Origin of the sequence: Streptomyces chrestomyceticus JCM 4735 (assembly GCF_003865135.1) — a bacterium.
GTDB lineage: Bacteria > Actinomycetota > Actinomycetes > Streptomycetales > Streptomycetaceae > Streptomyces > Streptomyces chrestomyceticus.
Genome location: NZ_BHZC01000001.1, coordinates 8996875 through 9014351 on the forward strand (window position 1 = coordinate 8996875; position 17477 = coordinate 9014351).

Here is a 17477-nt window from a genome sequence, read left to right on the forward strand (position 1 = left end):
CGTCAGCTCTCGTCTCCTCCCGGACCAGGGTCGGTCGGCTCACTCCGGATCAAGGGTACGAGACCACCTTCGACGGAACGGTGTTCGTGCCGGAGGTGGGAGCGCCGGTGTCGTTGAGCACGTGGGCGTACTGGCCCTTGCCCCCGAGGGAGACCACGAGCAGATCGTGGAACTTCACCCCGGGCCTGCGCGGCGCCGCGAAACCGTGGTCCTGGACGATCGTCGGATCGTCCTTGTAGAAGCAGTAGCTGCCCAGGCCCCAGCCCTCGTGCGCGGTGACGGAACCGGCGACCTTGTAGGCGGCGAAGCCCCGGGTGGCGCCGTCCTGGACGGCTGCCTGGTTCGGCGCGTCGTACGCCTTCTCGTTCTGGAAGAAAACGGTGCGGCCGCGCTCACCGTTCCACTGCACGTCGTACTTGTTGAAATGTTCCACGAACAGCCCGGTGGCCAGGACGTCGTCGCCGTTGACGACGACACCGTAGTCGGCCCGGTTGGTCTCCCAGCCCACTCCGTCGCCGTGGTCGGCGCGCCAGATCCAGGTGTGGTCGATGATCGTGTGGTGGCTGTTGACCACCAGGCTCGTGGTCGCCCTCCCCGCCCCCGCGCCGCCGATGCGGACGAACACGTCCTGCACGGTGACCGGGTCGGCCGCGTGGCCGGCGGACGCGCCGGCGGGGCCGATCTCTATCAGCACCTCGGAGTTCCGCGGCCCGGCGTCGACGAGAAGCCCGGCGATCCGTACGCCGCCCACGTCGGCGACCTTCAGCGCGCTCACCCCGCCGTCCGGGACGATCGTGGCGTACCCGAGGCCGAGGACCACGGTGCCCGCCCGCTTGATCTCGACCGGCCGGTCCACGTGGTAGACGCCCGGGGTGAACAGCAGATGCAGCCCCTGGTCGGCCGCCGCGTTGATGACCGCGGCGGTGGCACCCGGCTTGACCACGTAGAACCGGCTCAGCGGCAGGGAGGTTCCCTTCGGGGTGCCGCTGCCCCAGGTGGTGCCTCGGGCATCGGTGCGCAGTGCGGGCAGGAACACCTTGTACTCCGCGCCGTCCAGGTAGAGGAACGGTTTTTCGCGGGAGACCGGCGTGGTCCGGAGCGTCGTGTACGCCGGGTCGGGGAACGACTGCGCGGGCGCGCCCTCGACACCGGAGAAGACCATGTTCCACACGCCGTTGAGCCAGCCGCCGACGGAGCTGTCGCGGGTGTACCACTGCTGCTGGGAGTACGGCTGCACGGTGCCGTCGATCCGGCTGTCGGCGATGTAGCCGCCGCTGGCCCATCCGTAGCCGTCGGGGGCGAGGTTGAGGTTGCCCTTGACGTGCATACGGCGGAAGGGCGCTGCCTGGGAGACGGCGAAACGGTTCGTGCCGCTGACCGGTTTCAGGGCGAGGTTCTCCGCCGACCGCCAGAAGTTCTGGGTGGCGTTGCCGCCGAACCAGCCCGCGTCGACCGTCACATCCCCGTTGATGAGCGTGTCGTCGGGCGACAGACCCAGGCCCATGATCGAGGTGTAGAAGCCCAGTTGGGCGTTGAGCCCGTGGTAGGTGCCCGGTTTGAAGAGCACGGCGTACCGGCCGCTGCCGAACTGGGCCCTTTCCTGCCGCGCGAAGATCTCGTCCAGCTTGGCCTGGATGCCGCGCGTACCGGGGTCGAAGACGATGACGTTCGGACCGAGGTCGCCGCCGCCTGCCAGCGGTGCGTCGGCCGCCCGGTCCGGGGCGGCCGGCGTCTGGGCCGCGGCCGCGGTTCCGGACCGGGCGAGCAGACCGGCGGCGGGGAGCGCGACGGCCGCCGCCGCGAGGACTCTCCGGCGGGAGGGCTGGGGTGCGGGTGGGGTGGGCATGGGGGGACTCTCCTGAATTGTCGGCTCGTGGAGCGGGAGGCGTCAGGGTGCCGTGAGGTGGGGGGCAGGGGTGCGGTGCCCGGCCGGTCCGGCCCGTCCGGGCTTCAAGGTACGAACGCTCGGAGGGGAGAGAGCGCTCTCTTGCGTGTTGGGGATGGTGGCGCCGATGCGGACAGGCGTCAAGGGAGTGCGCGCAACAGGGGGCGGAAGGACGGCTGTTGGTCCGGCTGTGTCAGGGTTTGCGGCCCGAAGGTGATGAGTTCGGCGGGGCAACGCATCGCCCCTGCAAGCTCATTGCGTTCAAGAGATGGAAGCTGACACCAGGACGGCGCTGAGCGCCATCAGGTCCGAGGCGACGAACAACCGTCCACCTCGGGGCACCGGTGCAGCAGGTCGCGCATCGCCTTGGCACCGCCCGCGCGCGTGAAGTTCCCCTCCGCTTAGGGGGCGTCGATGCCCGCCCCCGAAGGCGCGCCGCAGAACACCGTGCGCGCTCGGAGATCACCAGGGCTATGGAGCGCGTGCGCCGGGTCACCAGGCAGCGGGCGGCTCCTGGCCGGGTACGTACTCGGTGGCCGTGACGGCGTCCTCCGCCTTGAGGCGCAGCGCTGCGTCCACGCGGGGCGCCCTCCCGAGACCCGGGGCAACGGGCGGGGCTGCCGCGACCGTGGTGACGACCGCCGCTGGGGCGCAGGAAGGGGAAGCCGCAAACGGCCAGGGCCGCGGGCGGGAGTGTCCCGTCCGCGGCCCTGGGGTGGTGTCCGCAGGTCAGCCCTTGGACGCCACGGCGGCCAGCCGCTCGATGCCGGCGGCGAACTCGTCCGGCTCGAAGGACTGGAACGGCAGGCGGAGGAAGACCTTGCCCTCCGGCGGCGCGGCGTCGCCCGGGTAGAAGCCCGAGCCCCGGGTCAGCTTCAGGCCGTCGGCGGCCGCGGCCTTGAGGAACGTGGCCTCGTCCGTGGCGACGGGCAGGTGCACGCTCACGTAGTAGCCGCCGTGCGGTACGGCGAGCAGCGCGTCCTCGCCCAGCAGTTCGCGTACGGCCTTGACCGCGCCGTCGTGCCGGGGGCCGAGCAGTTCCCGGATACCCGCCACGTTCTCCTGGGCCAGGCCCGCCGCCAGGGCCTGCGCGGCGACCGCCTGGAGCAGCGGGGCGGGGGAGAGGTACGTGCCCTCGGCGAGCGCGGCCAGGGCGCCGAGCGTCTCGGGTGCGCCGATGACGTACCCGACGCGCAGACCGGGGCTGAGGATCTTGCTCAGCGAGCCCATCGTGAGCACTCGCCCGGCCGGCGCGAGCTCGAAGAAGCCGGCCGGAGCCTGGCCGCCGTACCGCAGCTCCCGGTAGGGGATGTCCTCCAGGATGAGGAAGTCGTGGGTCTCGGCGAGCTGCACCAGGCGGCGGCGCTTGTCCTCGCTCATGGTGACGCCGCTCGGGTTCTGGAAGTCCGGGATGACGTAGACGAGCGCCGGGACGCGCGTCGCCAGCCGGGCTTCGAGGGCGTCCAGGTCGAGGCCGTCGTGCTGGAGGGTGATGCCGGAGACCCGGCCGCCGTGCCGCTCGAAGATCTGCACCGCGCGGTCGTACGTGGGGGCCTCCACGTACACGTCCTTGCGGTCGCCCGCCAGGAGGTGCGCGGCGAGCAGGTCCAGCGCCTGGAGGGAACCGTTGGTCACGAAGATCTGCTCGGCGCTGACCGAGTGGAAGGCCGCGAGCTGCTCGCGCAGGGCCGCGTCCCCCGTGTGGTTGCCGATCGGCGCGTACTGGAACACCCGGTCCTCGCTGTCCCGCAGGACGGCGGCGGTGTGCTCGGCGAGCTGCCGCGAGGGGATCGCTTCCTGCGGGGGGATGCCGCGCGAGAAGTGGAACATGCGTGGTTCTCCGATCTCGGAAAGTCGTGGTGCGGGTACGGCGTGCGATACGGGTGGAGCTGCAGGTACGGGTACGGATACGGGTGTGGAGCGGGCGGTGGTGCGGGGCCGTCAGGCCGCCCCGGCCGCCGCCCCGGCGCCGGCCTTGGCCACGAAGTGCGGCCCCAGCTCGTTGACATCGGCCGCGCCGAGCTGCCGGAGGGTGTCCTCGATCTCCCGGCGCAGCAGCCGCAGCACCGCTTCGACCCCTTCGCGCCCGGCGACGCTCAGCCCCCACAGGTAGGGGCGCCCCAGGCAGACCGCGTCGGCGCCGAGCGCGAGGGCCTTGACGACGTGCACGCCGGAGCGGATGCCGCTGTCCATCAGGACGGCGCACCGGCCGTCGACCTCGGCCGCGACCTCACTGAGCGCGACAACACTGGGCACCGCCCCGTCCAGTTGCCGTCCGCCGTGGTTGGAGACGATGACGCCGTCCGCGCCGCTGTCCAGGCAGCGGCGGGCGTCGTCGGCCCGCAGGACGCCCTTGACCAGGAGGGGGAGCCGGGTCCTGGCCCGGATCCACAGCAAATCCTCCCAGCTCAGCGACAACCGGTCGATGCGGGCGCCGGCCGGTACCTCGCCCTCCAGGATGCCGAGCGCGCGCAGCGTCCCGAAGTCCACGTGCCCGGGTGTGGAGAACCCGGCGCGCTGGGCGTGCACCCGCAGTGCGGCGTGACTGGCGTCCACGGTGACCACCAGGGCCGTCGCACCGGCGGTCTCGGCCATGTCGATGGTCGCGGCGATGTCGTCGCGCGACCGGTAGGCGTAGAGCTGGAACCAGCCGGCCCGGCCCGACGCCTTGGCGATCTCCGGGAACGGGACGTGGCTGTCCGTGCTGACGACGGGGACGATGCCGGCCGCCTCGGCGGCGAGCGAGGTGGCGATCTCCGCGTCCTCGTGCAGCAGCCGCTGCGGGCTCGTCGGCGCGAGCAGGACGGGCATGGACAGGTGATGGCCGAGGACCGTCACGTCCGTGCGGGGTTCGGTCGTCGTACTGGCCAGGACCCGTGGTCTCAGCCAGATGTCGTCGAACGCCGCGATGTTGGCGCGTACGGTGCGATCGGTACCGGCGCCGCCGGCGACATAGGCGCGGCAGCCCTGGTCGAGCACCGCGTCACTGGCGGCCTCGAAGTCCGGCAGGGTCAGTAGTTCAGCGAGATTCCGTACGGGGTCCATGGTGGCCTCCGGGCTCTCGTAGCGTGGTTTATGAGTGCGTTCTCGCGTGGTTCCCATCAAGTGCTGACGTGCAGGCGGTGCAGACGTGCTGATGTACAGGCGGTGCTGACTGAACCGGGTGTACTGACTGAATCGGATGTACTGGCGGACCCGGACGTACCGGCTGAGCCGGTCGGGCCCGCCCCGGCCGATCCCGGACCGGCCGGACCCGGCCGGAGCCGGGCCGGCCGCCGTCGCCTCAGGCGAACTGGTCGAACGCCATCTTCGTCACCATGCCGACCACCACGAGCACCAGCACGGTACGGACGAATCCGGACCCCTTCTTCAGGGCCATGCGCGAACCGATCAGCGCGCCGGTCACATTGCCCACGGCCATCCCGAGCCCCAGCGCCCAGAGCACATTGCCCTGGAGCGCGAAGACCAGCAGGGCACCGAGGTTGGACGAGGCGTTGATGACCTTCGACATCGCCGCGCTCTCCAGGAACTGGGTGGCGAGCAGCGTGGTGAAGGAGATGATGAGGAAGGTGCCCACGCCGGGCCCGAAGAGCCCGTCGTAGAAACCGACCACACAGCCGCCGAGGAGCACCGCGACGACGCGTCGCCGCCGGGTCACCTCACGGGCCAGCGGCTGGGTGCCGAAGCTCGGTTTGAACGCCACGAACAGGGCGACCGAGATCAGCAGAACCATGATGACCGGGCGGAAGTACGTCGTGGGGACGGTGGCCGCCGACAGCGCGCCGAGCGCGCCGGCCGGTACCGCGCAGGCGGCGGCCGGTACGAGGATCTTCCGGTCCAGGGCCGTACGCCGCGCGTACATGTAGGCGGCGGTCGCCGTGCCGGTGATCGCGGCGATCTTGTTGGTGCCCAGGGCGGTGGCCGGCGGCAGGTGCGGAAAACTGAGCAGCAGAACGGGGATGAGCAGCACCCCGCCCCCGCCGACCACCGCGTCCACCCACCCGGCGGCCACCGCGGCGGTGAGCAGCCCTATGACGTCTATGAAATCCAAGGTATTCCGGTCCTCAGTGCAAGGGTGCGCAGTCCTGGGCGACGACTGCGCGGGCAGGGCGAATCACACGCATCCCGGGGCGCGGCTCAGAGCACGCCCTGGATGTCCTCCAGCGTCGGGACGACGCGCTGACGGGGCATCATGTGCTGCGTCCAGCCGGGGAGGGAGCGTACGGAGTAGAAGCGGCGCAGCCAGCGGTCCCGGCCGTCGTACCGGGGGATGAACGCGCTGCGGCCGTGCGCCGCCACGTGGTTGTCGACCACGACGAGGTCGCCGGGCTCCAGCACGACGTTGTGGCAGACCGCTTCCAGGGCCTCGGACAGCGCCTTCAGCGCCGCGGTCGCCTCGGCGCCGGCAGCGTGCGTGGTGTGCGAGTTGAAGCGCATGAACGGCCGGTCGTACGGCCCGAAGACGGCGGGGTGCGGGCCGGAGCGCGGCACCGGGCCGGTCCTGCCCCGGGTGAAGGACGCCGGGTAGGAGCTGTAGAACTGTGGCGTGCGCAGGATCGCCACCTGCTCCTCGGTCAGCAGCCGGACGGCCTCGCGCACCGAGGCGACGCGGGTGGCGGCGACACCCTCGTGGTCCTGGCGCAGGCACAGCAGGCCCAAGTAGTCGGGGCGCAGCGGGTGGTGGACGTTCTCGGTGTGGAAGTCGAAGGCCACCGAGCCGCTGTTCTCGATGCGCTTCTCCTCCCCGGGCACGGCGTGCACGTCGTGGATGAGCGCGCCGTCCTTCTCGTCCAGGTAGCCGACGAGCGAGCCGAGCAGGTCCGCCACGAGGGTCAGGGTGCCGTCGGTGGGGTGTCCCTGGAGGGCGCCGGAGTGGTGGACGGTGGGGGTGTCGGGAAGATCCCCGACGGTGACTCCGCGCAGCAGGAGGAATCCCGAGTCCGCACCGGCCTCGGCGAATTCGAGCAGGGGGGTGCGCACGGATTTCGGCAGATCGAGAAGTAGACCGGAAAGCGCCAGCGCAGATGCCTCCGAGGCGCCGGCGGCGAGCTGGGAGAGCCGCCAGAGCTTATGTGTTTCGGCCTCGGACAGGTGGTAGGTCTGCTGTGCGGCGAGTGCGGTGGTCACCGTTTCTCCTTGTACTTGATTGCTGCGTTCGAGCTGCCTCTTCAGGCCGCGAAAAGGCGCGAACCTGTTCGGCAAACGACAGAAAACATGCGCACGTGCAAATGGTGAACGGTTGGTGTCCGCTCACTATGAGCTGAAAGGAGGGGTAGAGCCGGAATTTGCACGTAACAGTAGAGACCGCATTTCCGGACTGTCAACGAAAGGTTCCGGTCATCGGGAAATGCTGCCGGGCCGGCGCCGGTCGACCGTATTTGCCCGTACATGGCGTGGTTGGGACGGTACGCCGGGTTCGTTCGATGCAGAGGTTGTAGAGGACGTGTGATGATCCTGTGACGGCGCCGGAACTGGGGTGAGGGCGTCCGGAGGGGCGCCGGGCGGCGCCGTCTCACCCACTGGACACCGGCGACGCGGCCGAGTTACGACCCCCGGTTCACGCCACCGGCAGCACACCACTTTTGGTCATCCGGAGCAGAACCAGCCATTCGAGATGACCAAAATGAGCCGCTGACCGCGTCTTCGGACGAGCCGGCCCGCCACGGCCTGCGCCCGAGGCGGCGTTATGCTCGGCGACGAGGGGCTGATCGGCTTCCTCGCCGCCCGCACCCGCCGGCCCGCTCCCGAGGCCGGTGCCACCGTGGACGGCGTCCCTGTCCCGCCCCGCCCCGCCCCTCCGGGCGGCAGCCGGAGAACCGACCGTGAACGACACCTTCCGCCTGACCACCCGGCGCGCCGAAGGCGACCTCGCCCTGGCCGCCCTCGCCGGCGATCTCGACCTGACCACCGCGCCCACCCTGCGCGCCGAAGCCCTGGACCTCATCGGACGGGGCCACCGGCACCTGGTCCTGGACCTGGAGGCCGTCTCCTTCTGCGACTCCTCCGGCTTCAACGCGCTGGTGGCGATCTGGCGCTGCGCGCAGGAGGCGGAAGGCACCCTCAGCCTGGCCGCCGTCTCCGGCCGGCTCGCCCGCCTGCTGAACATCACCGGTCTTGACACCCTGTTGCCGGCCTATCCCACCGCCGCCGCGGCCCTCGCCGCGCACCACCGCGACGGCGAAGCCGGCGCCTCGTGAGCCGTTCCGGCGTCTGACCCGTTCCGCCCGCCAGGCCGGCCCCCCGGCAGCCCCTCGCCGTGACCTTTGTCGCGCCGGGTCGTTCGGTAGAGGGGGAGATGCATCGGACGGGTGACAAGGAGGCGGGGGAGCATGGCCGGTACGCGTGGCGCATTCTTCAAGCTGACCACGGCGGCAGTGGCGGGGGCGGCGCTTCTGGCCGGCGGCCCGGCCCTCGCCGCACCACCACCGCGTGACGCCGCCCGGCACCCTTCCTGCGACGGGCCGGTGGTCGGATGCGTCCAGGCAGCCCGCCGGACCCTGACCCGGCTCCGCGACCGGCTGGGGTGTGACCACCGGGCGCCCTTCCCCGTGATCTACGTCCAGCTCGAACGCGCTCTGGAAGCGGCCGCGGCGAAGCCGGGCTCCTTCGACGACCCGGACTGGCTGGCCGGAGACCTCAACACCGGCTTCGTCGGCCTGTATCTGGACGCCTACCACGCGGACCGGCAAGGACGGCCGGTTCCGCAGGCGTGGAAGACGGCCTTCGAGGCCGCGCGCACCGGTGACGTGAACGCGGGCCAGGATGTCCTGCTCGGCGCCAACGCGCACATCCAGCGGGACATGCCCTACGTACTGGCCGCCGTCGGACTCACCCGTCCCGGCGGCGCGTCACACAAGGCCGACTACCGGCGATTCCAGACGGTGCTGGACCGTGCGTACGCGCCCGCGGTCCAAGAAATCGCCCGCTATTACGACCCGGTGCTGGCCCTGGCCGACGACCGGTGGAACCCCATCGCCGGATACACCGCCGGCCGGCTCTTCCGCATGTGGCGGGAGCAGGCGTGGATTTACGCGCAGCAGCTCACCGCGGCCACCACGCCCGCCGCCCGGCGCACCGTCGAACGGCGGATCGAGGCGAATGCGGCCCGCTGGGCGCTGCTGCTGAACACCGTGCACGTACCCGGATACCGCGCCGTGCGCGACACGTATTGCCGCACCCACCACCGCGGCGCTCCGGGAATGCGGGCCGAGCCGCCCCGTCCCGAGACGACCGCCGGTCAGGCCACGCCCACCACGGCCGGATTGAACCGCTCCGCGACATAGACCGGATATCGGTCCGGGCTTCTGATCACGTATTCCTTGAAGGCGCACCGGCCGAATTGCGGCGCCTCGGGCGCGTGACCGACACCGCACCGCAGCAATTCGCGGTGCTGTGCGCGGCGTTCCTCGCGCAGCCGCACACCGAGCGGTGTGGGGTCCGTCGGCGGCGGGAGCTGGCCGGTCGCGGCCACCGCGGAGACGACACGGTTGCGGCTGACCGGCCGTCCGGCGGGGTCGACCAGTTCGGACAGCCGCTCCAGGAGCCGGGGCATCCGCTCGGCCGCGAGGGCCCGGCGGACCGCGGGCGGCACCGCCGTCGTGTCCACCACCCGCTGGGCGACGACCCGCACCCGCAGCGGCACTTCGAGCAGCGCTTCCAGCATGACCGTCGTCGCGCCGTCCCCGGTGAGGAGGATGCGGGTGGAGGAGGGCAGCGCGGCCAGGCCGTACACCGGGGCCGGGGCGGAATCAGTAGTAGAGGAGACCACGGGACCAGTCCTCGTCGGGGCCGAACAGGCTGCGGGGCTTGAGCACGTCACCGGGCGCGGACAGCACCTCGTCGGGCATCAGGGTGCCCGGCGGCACGGGCGAAACCTCGCAGTCCACGCCCAGCCGGGTCCGTACGGCAGCGGCCAGCTCGGCGCAGGCGTCAGCGGCGTACGCGTCCGCCACCTCCACCTCGGCGACGAGCCGCCGCGCCTCGGCCCGCGCCCGCCAGAACAGCACGCCGTACGCGGCAGGCAGGCGGAACACCAGCTCCTCCAACTGCAACTGGGAGACCTGCCGCCCCGCGACGTCGAAGGTCTGCGTCGCGCGGCCCGCGAGCCGGATGACGGGGAGCCAACTGCCGCAGGGGCACGGCTCGTGGCTCAGCCGGACGGTGTCCTCCAGGTTGTACCGGAGCAGCGGCATGGCCTCGCGGTACAGCGGGGTGATGACGAGGTCGCCGGTACCGTCCGAGGTGATCTCCCCGGTGGCGGGATCGAGGACCTCGGGCACCACACGGTCGGCGTAGAAGTGCCGCCGCCCGTGGCGGCAGGCGGAGGCGAGCGGTCCGACCTCGGTGGCGCCGTAGTCCTCGATCACGGCCGCGTCCCACAGTTCGCCCAGCCGCTCGCGGCGCGCTTCGCTCAGCGGCTCGCCGCAGACCAGGAGCGCGCGCAGGCGCGGGAAGTCGGTGCGGGGGTCCAGCCCGGCGGCGCGGGCCGCCGCGGCCCAGATGAGCGGCTCGGTCGGGTTGGACCAGGTCAGGGTGACACCGAGGTCGTGCAGCAGCCGGACGACGCGGCCGTACGGGGTGGCGAAGCTGCGGCTGTCGGCGGGCACCACGGTCGCGCCCCTCGCCCGGGCGCCGAAGTGACCGATGTGCCCGGCCAGCACCATCGCGTACGGAATGCGCACCAGCAGGGTGTCGGCGGGCCCGATACCGGCCGGCATCCGGTTGAAGCGCTCACCGATGTCCACCCAGTCGTCCTCGGTGCAGAACGAGGACGTCGCCCGGCCCGAACTCCCGCTGGACTCGTGGTAGGTGGCGACCCGCTCCCGCGGCACCGCCAGCATGCCGAACGGGTAGGCAGCGCGCAGATCGTCCTTGGTGGTCACCGGGACGTCGGCGAGGCTGCCGGGCATCGTCCCGCCCTGGCGCAGGCGGAACCTGTCCCGGTAGAAGGGGGAGTGCGCGGCCTGGCACAGAGCCGTGCCGATACGTTCCCGCTGGAGCGCGTGAAGCTCCTCGAAGCCGTTCCACCGCCGGGCTGCGACCGGTTGCGTCGGTGTCATGGTGCTGTCTGCCTCTCCTGTGGTCCTGAGTGGTGGCCCGCGTGTCCCTGCGGCTCAAGGGGGCCGGCGGCTGCCGCGCCGAGGTCCGGGCGGAGCCGGCCGGCGGCCTGCCCGTCGTCCAGCAGCGAGAGCGGCAGGACCGAGCGGAGCGCGGCGGCCCGGGAGCGCCGTAGCTCCTCGTCGGCCGCCAGCCGGCGGAGCGGGGCGAGGGCTTCGGCGAGCCGTGCGGGGTCACGGGTGTCGAAGACGAGGCGCTTCAGATCGGTCGCGAGCGGCGAGAACCGGGTCAGGAACGCGGCCCGGCCGGCCTCGGCGTAACGGTCCAGCACGTCCTCACCGCACCGCCCGAGAAGGACGGCGGCCAGCGCCTCGCCCAGCGGGAAGGCGTCGTGCAGCCCGGCCGTCAGGCCCATGCCGCCGGTCGGGTTGGTGACGTGCGCGGCGTCGCCCGCCAGCAGGACCCGGCCCACGCGGAACCGTTCGGCGGTCCGCTGGTGCGCGCGGTACGGGGCGTGCGCGACCAGTTCGTAATCCCGCGGCCGGGGCCCGGGAAGGTTACGTGCGAAGAATTCCGCCAGCCGTCGCGGGAGGGTTTTCTCCGGGAGGGCCGCGGATTCCGTCCAGGCCACCCGCCAGAGATTTCCGGCATCGATACGCACGATGATCGCCCCGTCGTCCGGATCGATGACGAAATTCGCGTCGGCGTAATCGTGCGCCGCGAAGTCGTAGCGGATGTCCGTGGCGACGAAGCGTTCCGGCCAGGTGAATCCCTCGAATTCCACACCGAGGGCTTTCCGTACGGTGCTGCGCGCGCCGTCCGCGCCGACGGCCCAGCGCGCTTCGAGCTGCCCACGGCCCTCTTTGTGCGTGTAGCCGACGCGTACCGAGGTGCTGTTCTGGCGCACCGTGTCCACCGCGCAGCCGAATTTCACCTCGGCGGCCGGAGAGCGGACCAACTGCCGGAGGAGGATGCGGCTGAGCTCGTCCTGCCGCAGGATCAGGTTGTACGCCGGAGCGGAGCCGGTACGGAGATCCGGCGTGGGATGACGGATGCGCTCGCCTGTGCGGCGCACCACGAAATCCCGGGCGCGCAGCGGCGTTCCCGCACGCAGGACGGCGTCGAGCACCTGGAGGCGCGCGAAGCCCTCCAGCGTGTGGCTCTGGTGGACCAGGGCGCGGGAGGACGCGGCGATGTCCGGAGCGCTTTCCAGGACGGTGACGCCGACCCTCGCGGCCGCCAGTCCCAGAGCGGTGGTGAGACCGACCGGCCCCGCTCCCACGACACAGACGTCCGGACGTCTCGATCCGGAAGACATGAGCATTCCCCCTGCCGTGCCGCGGCACGGAACCGTCGGAATCATCGGCCCGAAGCGGAAGCCGCAGGTGATGTCAGCAGCCGCCGCGCATCGAAAGGCACAAGAAACCTACGGTGCGCCCTGTGGTAATCCAAGGTTCCGTTTTGACGGTTGGACAGGTGAGTGCGGAGAGGTGGCGGGTGCCCCCTGGTCCTGCCTGAACCGGTCGGTCAGCCCGCGACGACGCGGAGATTCCCGCCGGGGGCGCGCCCGCCGCCCAGGGCGACGCCGCCCTGTCCGGCAGCCGCCCCTTCCACCGGTTGCGGCGGTCCGGCGAGGGCCGCGGCCTCGCTGAAGCAGCGCCGGGCCTCGCCGTCGCGCCCCAGGGCCTGCAACGCCTTGCCGCAGGTGTCGAGGAGCAGCGCCCGGCGCTCGTCCGACTGCTCTTCAGGGGCCAGCGCGAGGGCCTGACGGCAGTGGCTGATCGCCTCGTCGGGCCGGCCGACGGTGAGGCAGTGGGCCGCCAGGTGGTAGAGGGACAGGGACTCGGTGTGCGGGTGGTCGAGGGCGTGCGCCATCCGGGCGGCCATCTCCCGCCGGGTTCCGGCCCCGGACAGATCGCCGACGTGCTCCAGCGCGGCGGCCCAGTTGATCAGCGCGATCACCTGGCCGCGCGGGTCCCCGGCCCGTACGGCCAGGTCCGGGGCGCGGCACAGGTGTTCCAGCGCCGCGGTGTGCTGCCCGTTCTCGGTGAGGACCCAGCCGAGCAGCGAGCACAGCCGGGACTCGGCGTCCGGGTCGTCCAGCGCGGTGGCGGCGGCCAGGGCGCGTTCGAGGGCCGGTTCCCAGCCGTCGTGCACCTGGCGCACGACCAGCGGCCACAACTGGACGGCGATCCGCCAGGCCAGTTCGGGGTGCCCGGCGTCGGCCGCGGCGGCCACCGCCGAGGTGAGGTTGGCGCGCTCGGTGACGTACCAGGCCATCGCGTCGGCACGGTCGGCGAAGACCGGCGGCGCGGCGGGCGGCGTCACACCTGGGGGCAACGTGCAGCAGGGCTGGCTGCCGGGCTCGGCCGCGGCCGCCGCGGCCTGGGCGGCGGACAGGTAGTGCACCAGCAGCCGGTGCAGCCCCGCCGTGTCGGCCCGCGCCGCGGCGGAACGCGCGTACAGCCTGGTCAGGTCGTGCATCAGATACCGGTCACCGGTCCACTCCTCGACGAGGTGGGCGGCGGCCAGCTCGTCCAGGGCGGCGCGGGCCTCGGCGGGCGGCAGGCCGCTGAGCGCCGCCGCGGCACCGCAGTCGAGTTCGGACCCGACGTGCAGGGCCAGTTGACGGAAGAGCAGCGCGCCGGACGGCGGCAGTTGCTGCACGCTCAGACGCAGCGTCGCCTCGACCCCGAGATCCTCGTTGGACAGCAGGGACAGCCGCCGGTGCTCGTCGACCAGATCGTCCGCCATCGCGCGCAGGGACAGCCGGGGCCGGGCGGCGAGACGGGCCGCGGCCAGCCGCAGCGCCAGCGGCAGGCCGTCGCACAGGGCGGCCAGTTCCGCCGCGGCGACCGGCTCGGCGGTCACCCGGGCCTCACCGATCACGGTGCGCAGGACCTGTACACCGTCCGGTGGCGCCAGCCGTTCCAGGGGGAGCAGCCGGGCGCAGTCGGTGGCGGCCAGTCCTTCCAGCCGGTTGCGGCTGGTGACCAGCACGGTGGACCCCGGCGTACCGGGCAGCAGGGGACGCACCTGCGCCGAGTCGCGCGCGTTGTCGAGCAGGACGAGGACACGGCGGCCGGTGAGCAGCGAGCGGTACAACTGCTCCGCGCCTCGGGCGTCGGCGGGCAGCCGTTCCTCCGGGATACCCAGTGCCTGGAGGAAGTCGTGCAGGACACCGGCCGGCTGCGGGCCGGTGCCGTCCGGCTCCATGGCGTGCAGGTCGGCGTAGAGGATGCCGCCGGGGAAGTCACCGGCATACGTGTACGCCCAGTGGACCGCCAGCGAGGTCTTGCCGACTCCGGCCGGGCCGGTGACCACGCACAGGGCCGGGGTGCCCGACCGCGCGGCTTCGGAGAGGCGCGCCAGTTCGTCGGCACGGCCCACGAAGCCGGCCGGGGCGCGGGGAAGCAAGAAGGGGGTGGGGGAGTGTCCGTGGGGGCGGGGGCGGTGAGTGTGGCAGGAGTGGCGGGCTGGTCGGGCGTCGACGGGGCGGGGGCGGGTGCCGGCACCAGCGTCGGCGCGTCCCGCTCCGTCTTCGGCTGCCGGCCGACGGGCGGCCGGGAGCGCAGGATGGCGAGGTACGCCTCGGACAGCGCGGCCCCGGGGTCGACGCCCAGCTCCTGGGCGAGCAGGCGCTGCGTACGGTGGTAGAGGTCGATGGCGTCGGCCTGGCGGTCCGCGTCGTGCAGGGCGCGGACGGTGACCGCGACCAACGACTCGCGCAGCGGGTGGCGTTCGAGGGCCGTCCGGAGCGGTACGAGGGCCTCCGGGCCCCGGCCGCAGGCGTGCAGGGCACCGGCGAAGTGCTCCAGCGCGGCGAGCCGTTCCTCCACCAGCCGGTCGGCCGCCGCGGCCATCAGCCGCGTGTCACCGGTTCCGCCGAGCACCCGGCCCCGCCACAGCCCGAGAGCCTCCCGCAGCAGGGCGGCCGCCTCCTCGCCGGGGGAACCGGCCGTGGCCCGGCGCACCAGTTCACGGAAGCGCCACACGTCCACCGCCTCCGGCGCGGCCTGCAGCGCGTAGCCGCCGCTCCCGGTGGCGACACAGGCCGAGGGGTCCGCGTGCAGGAGCCCCCGCAGGGCCGACACATGGCCGTAGACGATGGTCCGCGCGTGGGTCGGCGGGCGGGTGTCCCACAACGCCTCGATGATGCGCTCGGCGCCCACCGGCGTGCCCTCGGCCAGCACCAGCAGCGCCAGTACGGCCCGGCGCTTGGGAGGGCCGATCGGCACCGGCACGTCCCCCGAGAAGGCCGACACCGGCCCGAGCAGCCGGAAGTCCATCAGCGTCTTCTCCCCTTGGCCGAGTCGTTACGGCGGGAATCTTACGAGGTCAAAGAGTCGAGGGCGTACCAGAAGGGGCACCGGGGCCGGAAATGGACCATGGGGTGCGGCGGACCCGGGCGGCGGGCCCGCACAGCGGACCTGGGCAGACGTAGCTGGATAGACGGATCTGCGCAGACGGGTCCGGGCGTCAGGCCGCAGCGGCGCCACCGCGGTTCCACGCCGCCGTCGCGATGCGCACGAAGGAGCGGACGAGCGGTCCGGGGTCGGTGCCGTGCCAGGCGATGACCAGGTGGCTGGGCGGCATGTCGGCCAGCGGGACGGCGGTGAGCCCTTCGGGAAGGGGGTGGCCCAGCGGTATCAGTCCCACCGTCCCGCTCCACAGGACGGACTGGAGGCATTCATGGGCGGTCCGTACGACGGGCCCGCTCCGGCGGGCGGTGTGCCGGCCGCCCCAGAACGCGGCCCACACGGGATCGGTGCCGTCCGGGAAGCGGAACCACGGCCGGCCGGCGAGGTCGTCGAGCCGCAGACTGCCGCGCCCGGCGAGCGGGTCGTCGGCGCGCAGCACGGCGCCGACCGCGTCCGACCGCAGGACGTGGGTGGTGAGGCCGGTGGTGTCGAACGGCGCGCGGGTCAGGGCCACATCGACCAGACCGGCACGCAGCCCGGTGGTCGGATCGGTCAGATCGGCCTCGCGGATGCGGACCTCCACATGGGGGTGCCGGGCCCGGTAGGCGGCGGCGAGCCGGGTACCGGCTTCCCCGGCGCTGTCGGCCAGGGTGCCGACGGTGAGGGTGGCCGTACCCGCCGCGGCGGCCACTCTGACGCGTGCCTGGTCGGCCCGCTCCAGCAGTGTCCGGGCTTCGTCGAGGAGTACGGCTCCGGCGGGCGTCAGGGCGACTCCGGCGGGGGAGCGGTCCAGCAGGACGCAGCCCAGATCGGCCTCCAACTGCCGGATCGCCCGGCTCAGCGGCGGCTGGGTCATCTGCAGCCGTACCGCGGCCCTGCCGAAGTGGAGTTCTTCGGCGACGGCCACGAAGTAGCGCAGCACGCGTAGCTCCATCCAGCCACGATACCCGGACGGTATCGGGGTGACGGGATCGGTGTTGGACGCCGCGGTGGGCCGGGCGGTGGACTCGACGTCGTGGCGGAGCCGCGCAGGCGTACAGCCGTACGGACGGACGTACTGCGCCTCCACCCACCCTATTTTTGCGTATATACCGTACTTGTCGAGGAGTTGACGTGGCCGAGATGACCGAGATGCCCGAGGTGGCCGACATGGTCGAGCAGGCGCTCCCGGACCCCGCCGTGCGCGTCGCGGGCGCCCAGGAGATCGCCCGGGACGTGCTGGTCGTCCCGGACCAGGGGGTGCCGCTCGTACCGAACATCGGGGTCGTCGGCGGCCGGGACGCGGTCCTGGTCGTCGACACCGGGATGGGCCCGCGGAACGCCGAAGCGGTACGGGAGTTCGCGACCGACTACGCGCGGGGACGCAGGCTGTACCTGACGACGACGCACTTCCACCCCGAGCACGCCTTCGGGGCGCAGGTCTTCGCCGACGCGGCGACCTATCTGGTCAACCGGGACCAGGCCGAGGACCTGCGGGAGCGGGGGCCCGGCTATCTGGAGATGTTCCGGCAGTTGGGCGAGCCGGTCGCGCGCCGGCTCGCAGGCGTCGTCCCGGCGCGGCCCGACCACGTCTACGGCCACGCCCACGACCTCGACCTGGGCGGCCGGGTGGTGCGCCTCCGGGCCACCGGCCGGGCGCACAGCCGCGGCGACCAGGTGATCGAGGTGCCCGATGCGGGCGTGCTGTTCACCGGAGACCTGGTGGAAGCGGGACAGTTCGCCATCTTCCCGTGGTTTCCGCCGCACGACACCGACGTCTCCGGCACCCGCTGGCTCACCGTCATGCGGCGGCTGGCGGCCCGCGCCCCGCAGATCGTGGTGCCCGGCCACGGCCCGGTCGGCGGCCCGCAGTTGCTCACCGACGTGGGCGACTACCTCGAACTGCTCCGGCACGAGACGTGGACACGCCGCGACGCGGAGGTCGGCGAGCAGACGATCGCCGACGAGGTGGCGGAGCTGATGATCCGGCGGTACCCGCAGTGGGCCGGACGGGAGTGGATCGGCAAGGGGGTGGGCTGCCTGTGCTCCGAGTACGCCGCCGGGGGCGCGGGGGAGGCGCCGATGCCGGGCTCTGAACCCGCCCGCCCGGCTTCCTCCTGAAGTCCCCGCGGCCC

General features: G+C 72.5%; 13 protein-coding genes and 1 pseudogene. 3 read left to right on the plus strand and 11 right to left on the minus strand.

Features of this window, described 5'->3' with window-relative positions; translation table 11 throughout:
- Positions 1–49: 49 nt before the first annotated feature.
- The 5 genes from EJG53_RS38900 to EJG53_RS38920 form a co-directional block, all read right to left on the minus strand.
- Positions 50–1846 carry a coagulation factor 5/8 type domain-containing protein gene (locus EJG53_RS38900; protein WP_174856512.1) on the minus strand — a complete coding sequence of 599 codons (1797 nt, stop codon included), beginning with the start codon at positions 1844–1846 and terminating at the stop codon, positions 50–52.
- A 768-nt stretch (positions 1847–2614) separates the two neighbouring features.
- Positions 2615–3715: an aminotransferase-like domain-containing protein gene (locus tag EJG53_RS38905; protein WP_125048826.1), complete on the minus strand. Its 1101-nt coding sequence runs from the start codon at positions 3713–3715 to the stop codon at positions 2615–2617.
- 111 nt (positions 3716–3826) lie between these two features.
- The gene (locus tag EJG53_RS38910) at positions 3827–4987 is read right to left on the minus strand and encodes an alpha-hydroxy acid oxidase (RefSeq protein WP_244955524.1); all 1161 of its coding nucleotides are present in this window, start codon (positions 4985–4987) and stop codon (positions 3827–3829) included.
- Positions 4988–5168: 181 nt separating this feature from the next.
- Positions 5169–5936, minus strand: a complete 768-nt coding sequence (locus tag EJG53_RS38915) for a TSUP family transporter (RefSeq protein ID WP_125048827.1) — start codon at positions 5934–5936, stop codon at positions 5169–5171.
- Between the two features lie 86 nt (positions 5937–6022).
- Positions 6023–7012, minus strand: a complete 990-nt coding sequence (locus EJG53_RS38920; protein ID WP_125048828.1) for a TauD/TfdA family dioxygenase — start codon at positions 7010–7012, stop codon at positions 6023–6025.
- A gap of 695 nt (positions 7013–7707) precedes the next feature.
- On the opposite strand from EJG53_RS38920, the gene EJG53_RS38925 reads away from it, so the two are divergent.
- Positions 7708–8082 carry an STAS domain-containing protein gene (locus tag EJG53_RS38925; RefSeq protein ID WP_125048829.1) on the plus strand — a complete coding sequence of 125 codons (375 nt, stop codon included), beginning with the start codon at positions 7708–7710 and terminating at the stop codon, positions 8080–8082.
- 132 nt (positions 8083–8214) lie between these two features.
- Complete coding sequence (locus EJG53_RS38930; protein ID WP_125048830.1) at positions 8215–9168, plus strand: DUF5995 family protein; 954 nt, start codon at positions 8215–8217, stop codon at positions 9166–9168.
- On the opposite strand, the gene EJG53_RS38935 is transcribed toward EJG53_RS38930, so the two are convergent.
- The 6 genes and pseudogenes from EJG53_RS38935 to EJG53_RS38960 all read right to left on the minus strand — a co-directional run bounded on the left by EJG53_RS38935 (position 9123) and on the right by EJG53_RS38960 (position 16297).
- Positions 9123–9653 (minus strand): hypothetical protein, encoded by a 531-nt coding sequence (locus EJG53_RS38935; protein WP_125048831.1) that lies wholly within the window; start codon positions 9651–9653, stop codon positions 9123–9125. The two genes, EJG53_RS38930 and EJG53_RS38935, sit on opposite strands and share 46 nt — an antisense overlap.
- Positions 9634–10944 (minus strand): phenylacetate--CoA ligase family protein, encoded by a 1311-nt coding sequence (locus EJG53_RS38940; protein WP_125048832.1) that lies wholly within the window; start codon positions 10942–10944, stop codon positions 9634–9636. Before EJG53_RS38940 ends, EJG53_RS38935 begins: the two co-directional genes overlap by 20 nt.
- The gene (locus EJG53_RS38945; protein ID WP_167515241.1) at positions 10941–12260 is read right to left on the minus strand and encodes an FAD-dependent oxidoreductase; all 1320 of its coding nucleotides are present in this window, start codon (positions 12258–12260) and stop codon (positions 10941–10943) included. The genes EJG53_RS38940 and EJG53_RS38945 overlap by 4 nt, the downstream gene beginning before the upstream one ends.
- Before the next feature lie 209 nt (positions 12261–12469).
- The gene (locus EJG53_RS38950; protein WP_125048834.1) at positions 12470–14359 is read right to left on the minus strand and encodes a tetratricopeptide repeat protein; all 1890 of its coding nucleotides are present in this window, start codon (positions 14357–14359) and stop codon (positions 12470–12472) included.
- 167 nt (positions 14360–14526) lie between these two features.
- A pseudogene (locus tag EJG53_RS44065) lies at positions 14527–15231 on the minus strand (AfsR/SARP family transcriptional regulator); the annotation flags it as partial.
- A gap of 190 nt (positions 15232–15421) precedes the next feature.
- Positions 15422–16297, minus strand: a complete 876-nt coding sequence (locus EJG53_RS38960) for a LysR family transcriptional regulator (RefSeq protein ID WP_125048835.1) — start codon at positions 16295–16297, stop codon at positions 15422–15424.
- A gap of 188 nt (positions 16298–16485) precedes the next feature.
- Between EJG53_RS38960 and EJG53_RS38965 the strand changes: the two genes are divergently transcribed.
- Positions 16486–17463, plus strand: coding sequence for an MBL fold metallo-hydrolase (locus EJG53_RS38965; RefSeq protein WP_244955731.1), 978 nt, complete (start codon positions 16486–16488; stop codon positions 17461–17463).
- Positions 17464–17477: the final 14 nt, after the last annotated feature.

Excerpts from the sequence above, each read along its gene's own strand:
- EJG53_RS38900 (WP_174856512.1), bottom strand. The coding sequence starts at position 1,846 with ATGCCCACCCCACCCGCACCCCAGCCCTCCCGCCGGAGAGTCCTCGCG.
- EJG53_RS38905 (WP_125048826.1), bottom strand. The coding sequence starts at position 3,715 with ATGTTCCACTTCTCGCGCGGCATCCCCCCGCAGGAAGCGATCCCCTCG.
- EJG53_RS38910 (WP_244955524.1), bottom strand. The coding sequence starts at position 4,987 with ATGGGAACCACGCGAGAACGCACTCATAAACCACGCTACGAGAGCCCG.
- EJG53_RS38930 (WP_125048830.1), top strand. The coding sequence starts at position 8,215 with ATGGCCGGTACGCGTGGCGCATTCTTCAAGCTGACCACGGCGGCAGTG.
- EJG53_RS38940 (WP_125048832.1), bottom strand. The coding sequence starts at position 10,944 with ATGACACCGACGCAACCGGTCGCAGCCCGGCGGTGGAACGGCTTCGAG.
- EJG53_RS38945 (WP_167515241.1), bottom strand. The coding sequence starts at position 12,260 with ATGTCTTCCGGATCGAGACGTCCGGACGTCTGTGTCGTGGGAGCGGGG.
- EJG53_RS38960 (WP_125048835.1), bottom strand. The coding sequence starts at position 16,297 with ATGGAGCTACGCGTGCTGCGCTACTTCGTGGCCGTCGCCGAAGAACTC.
- EJG53_RS38965 (WP_244955731.1), top strand. The coding sequence starts at position 16,486 with ATGACCGAGATGCCCGAGGTGGCCGACATGGTCGAGCAGGCGCTCCCG.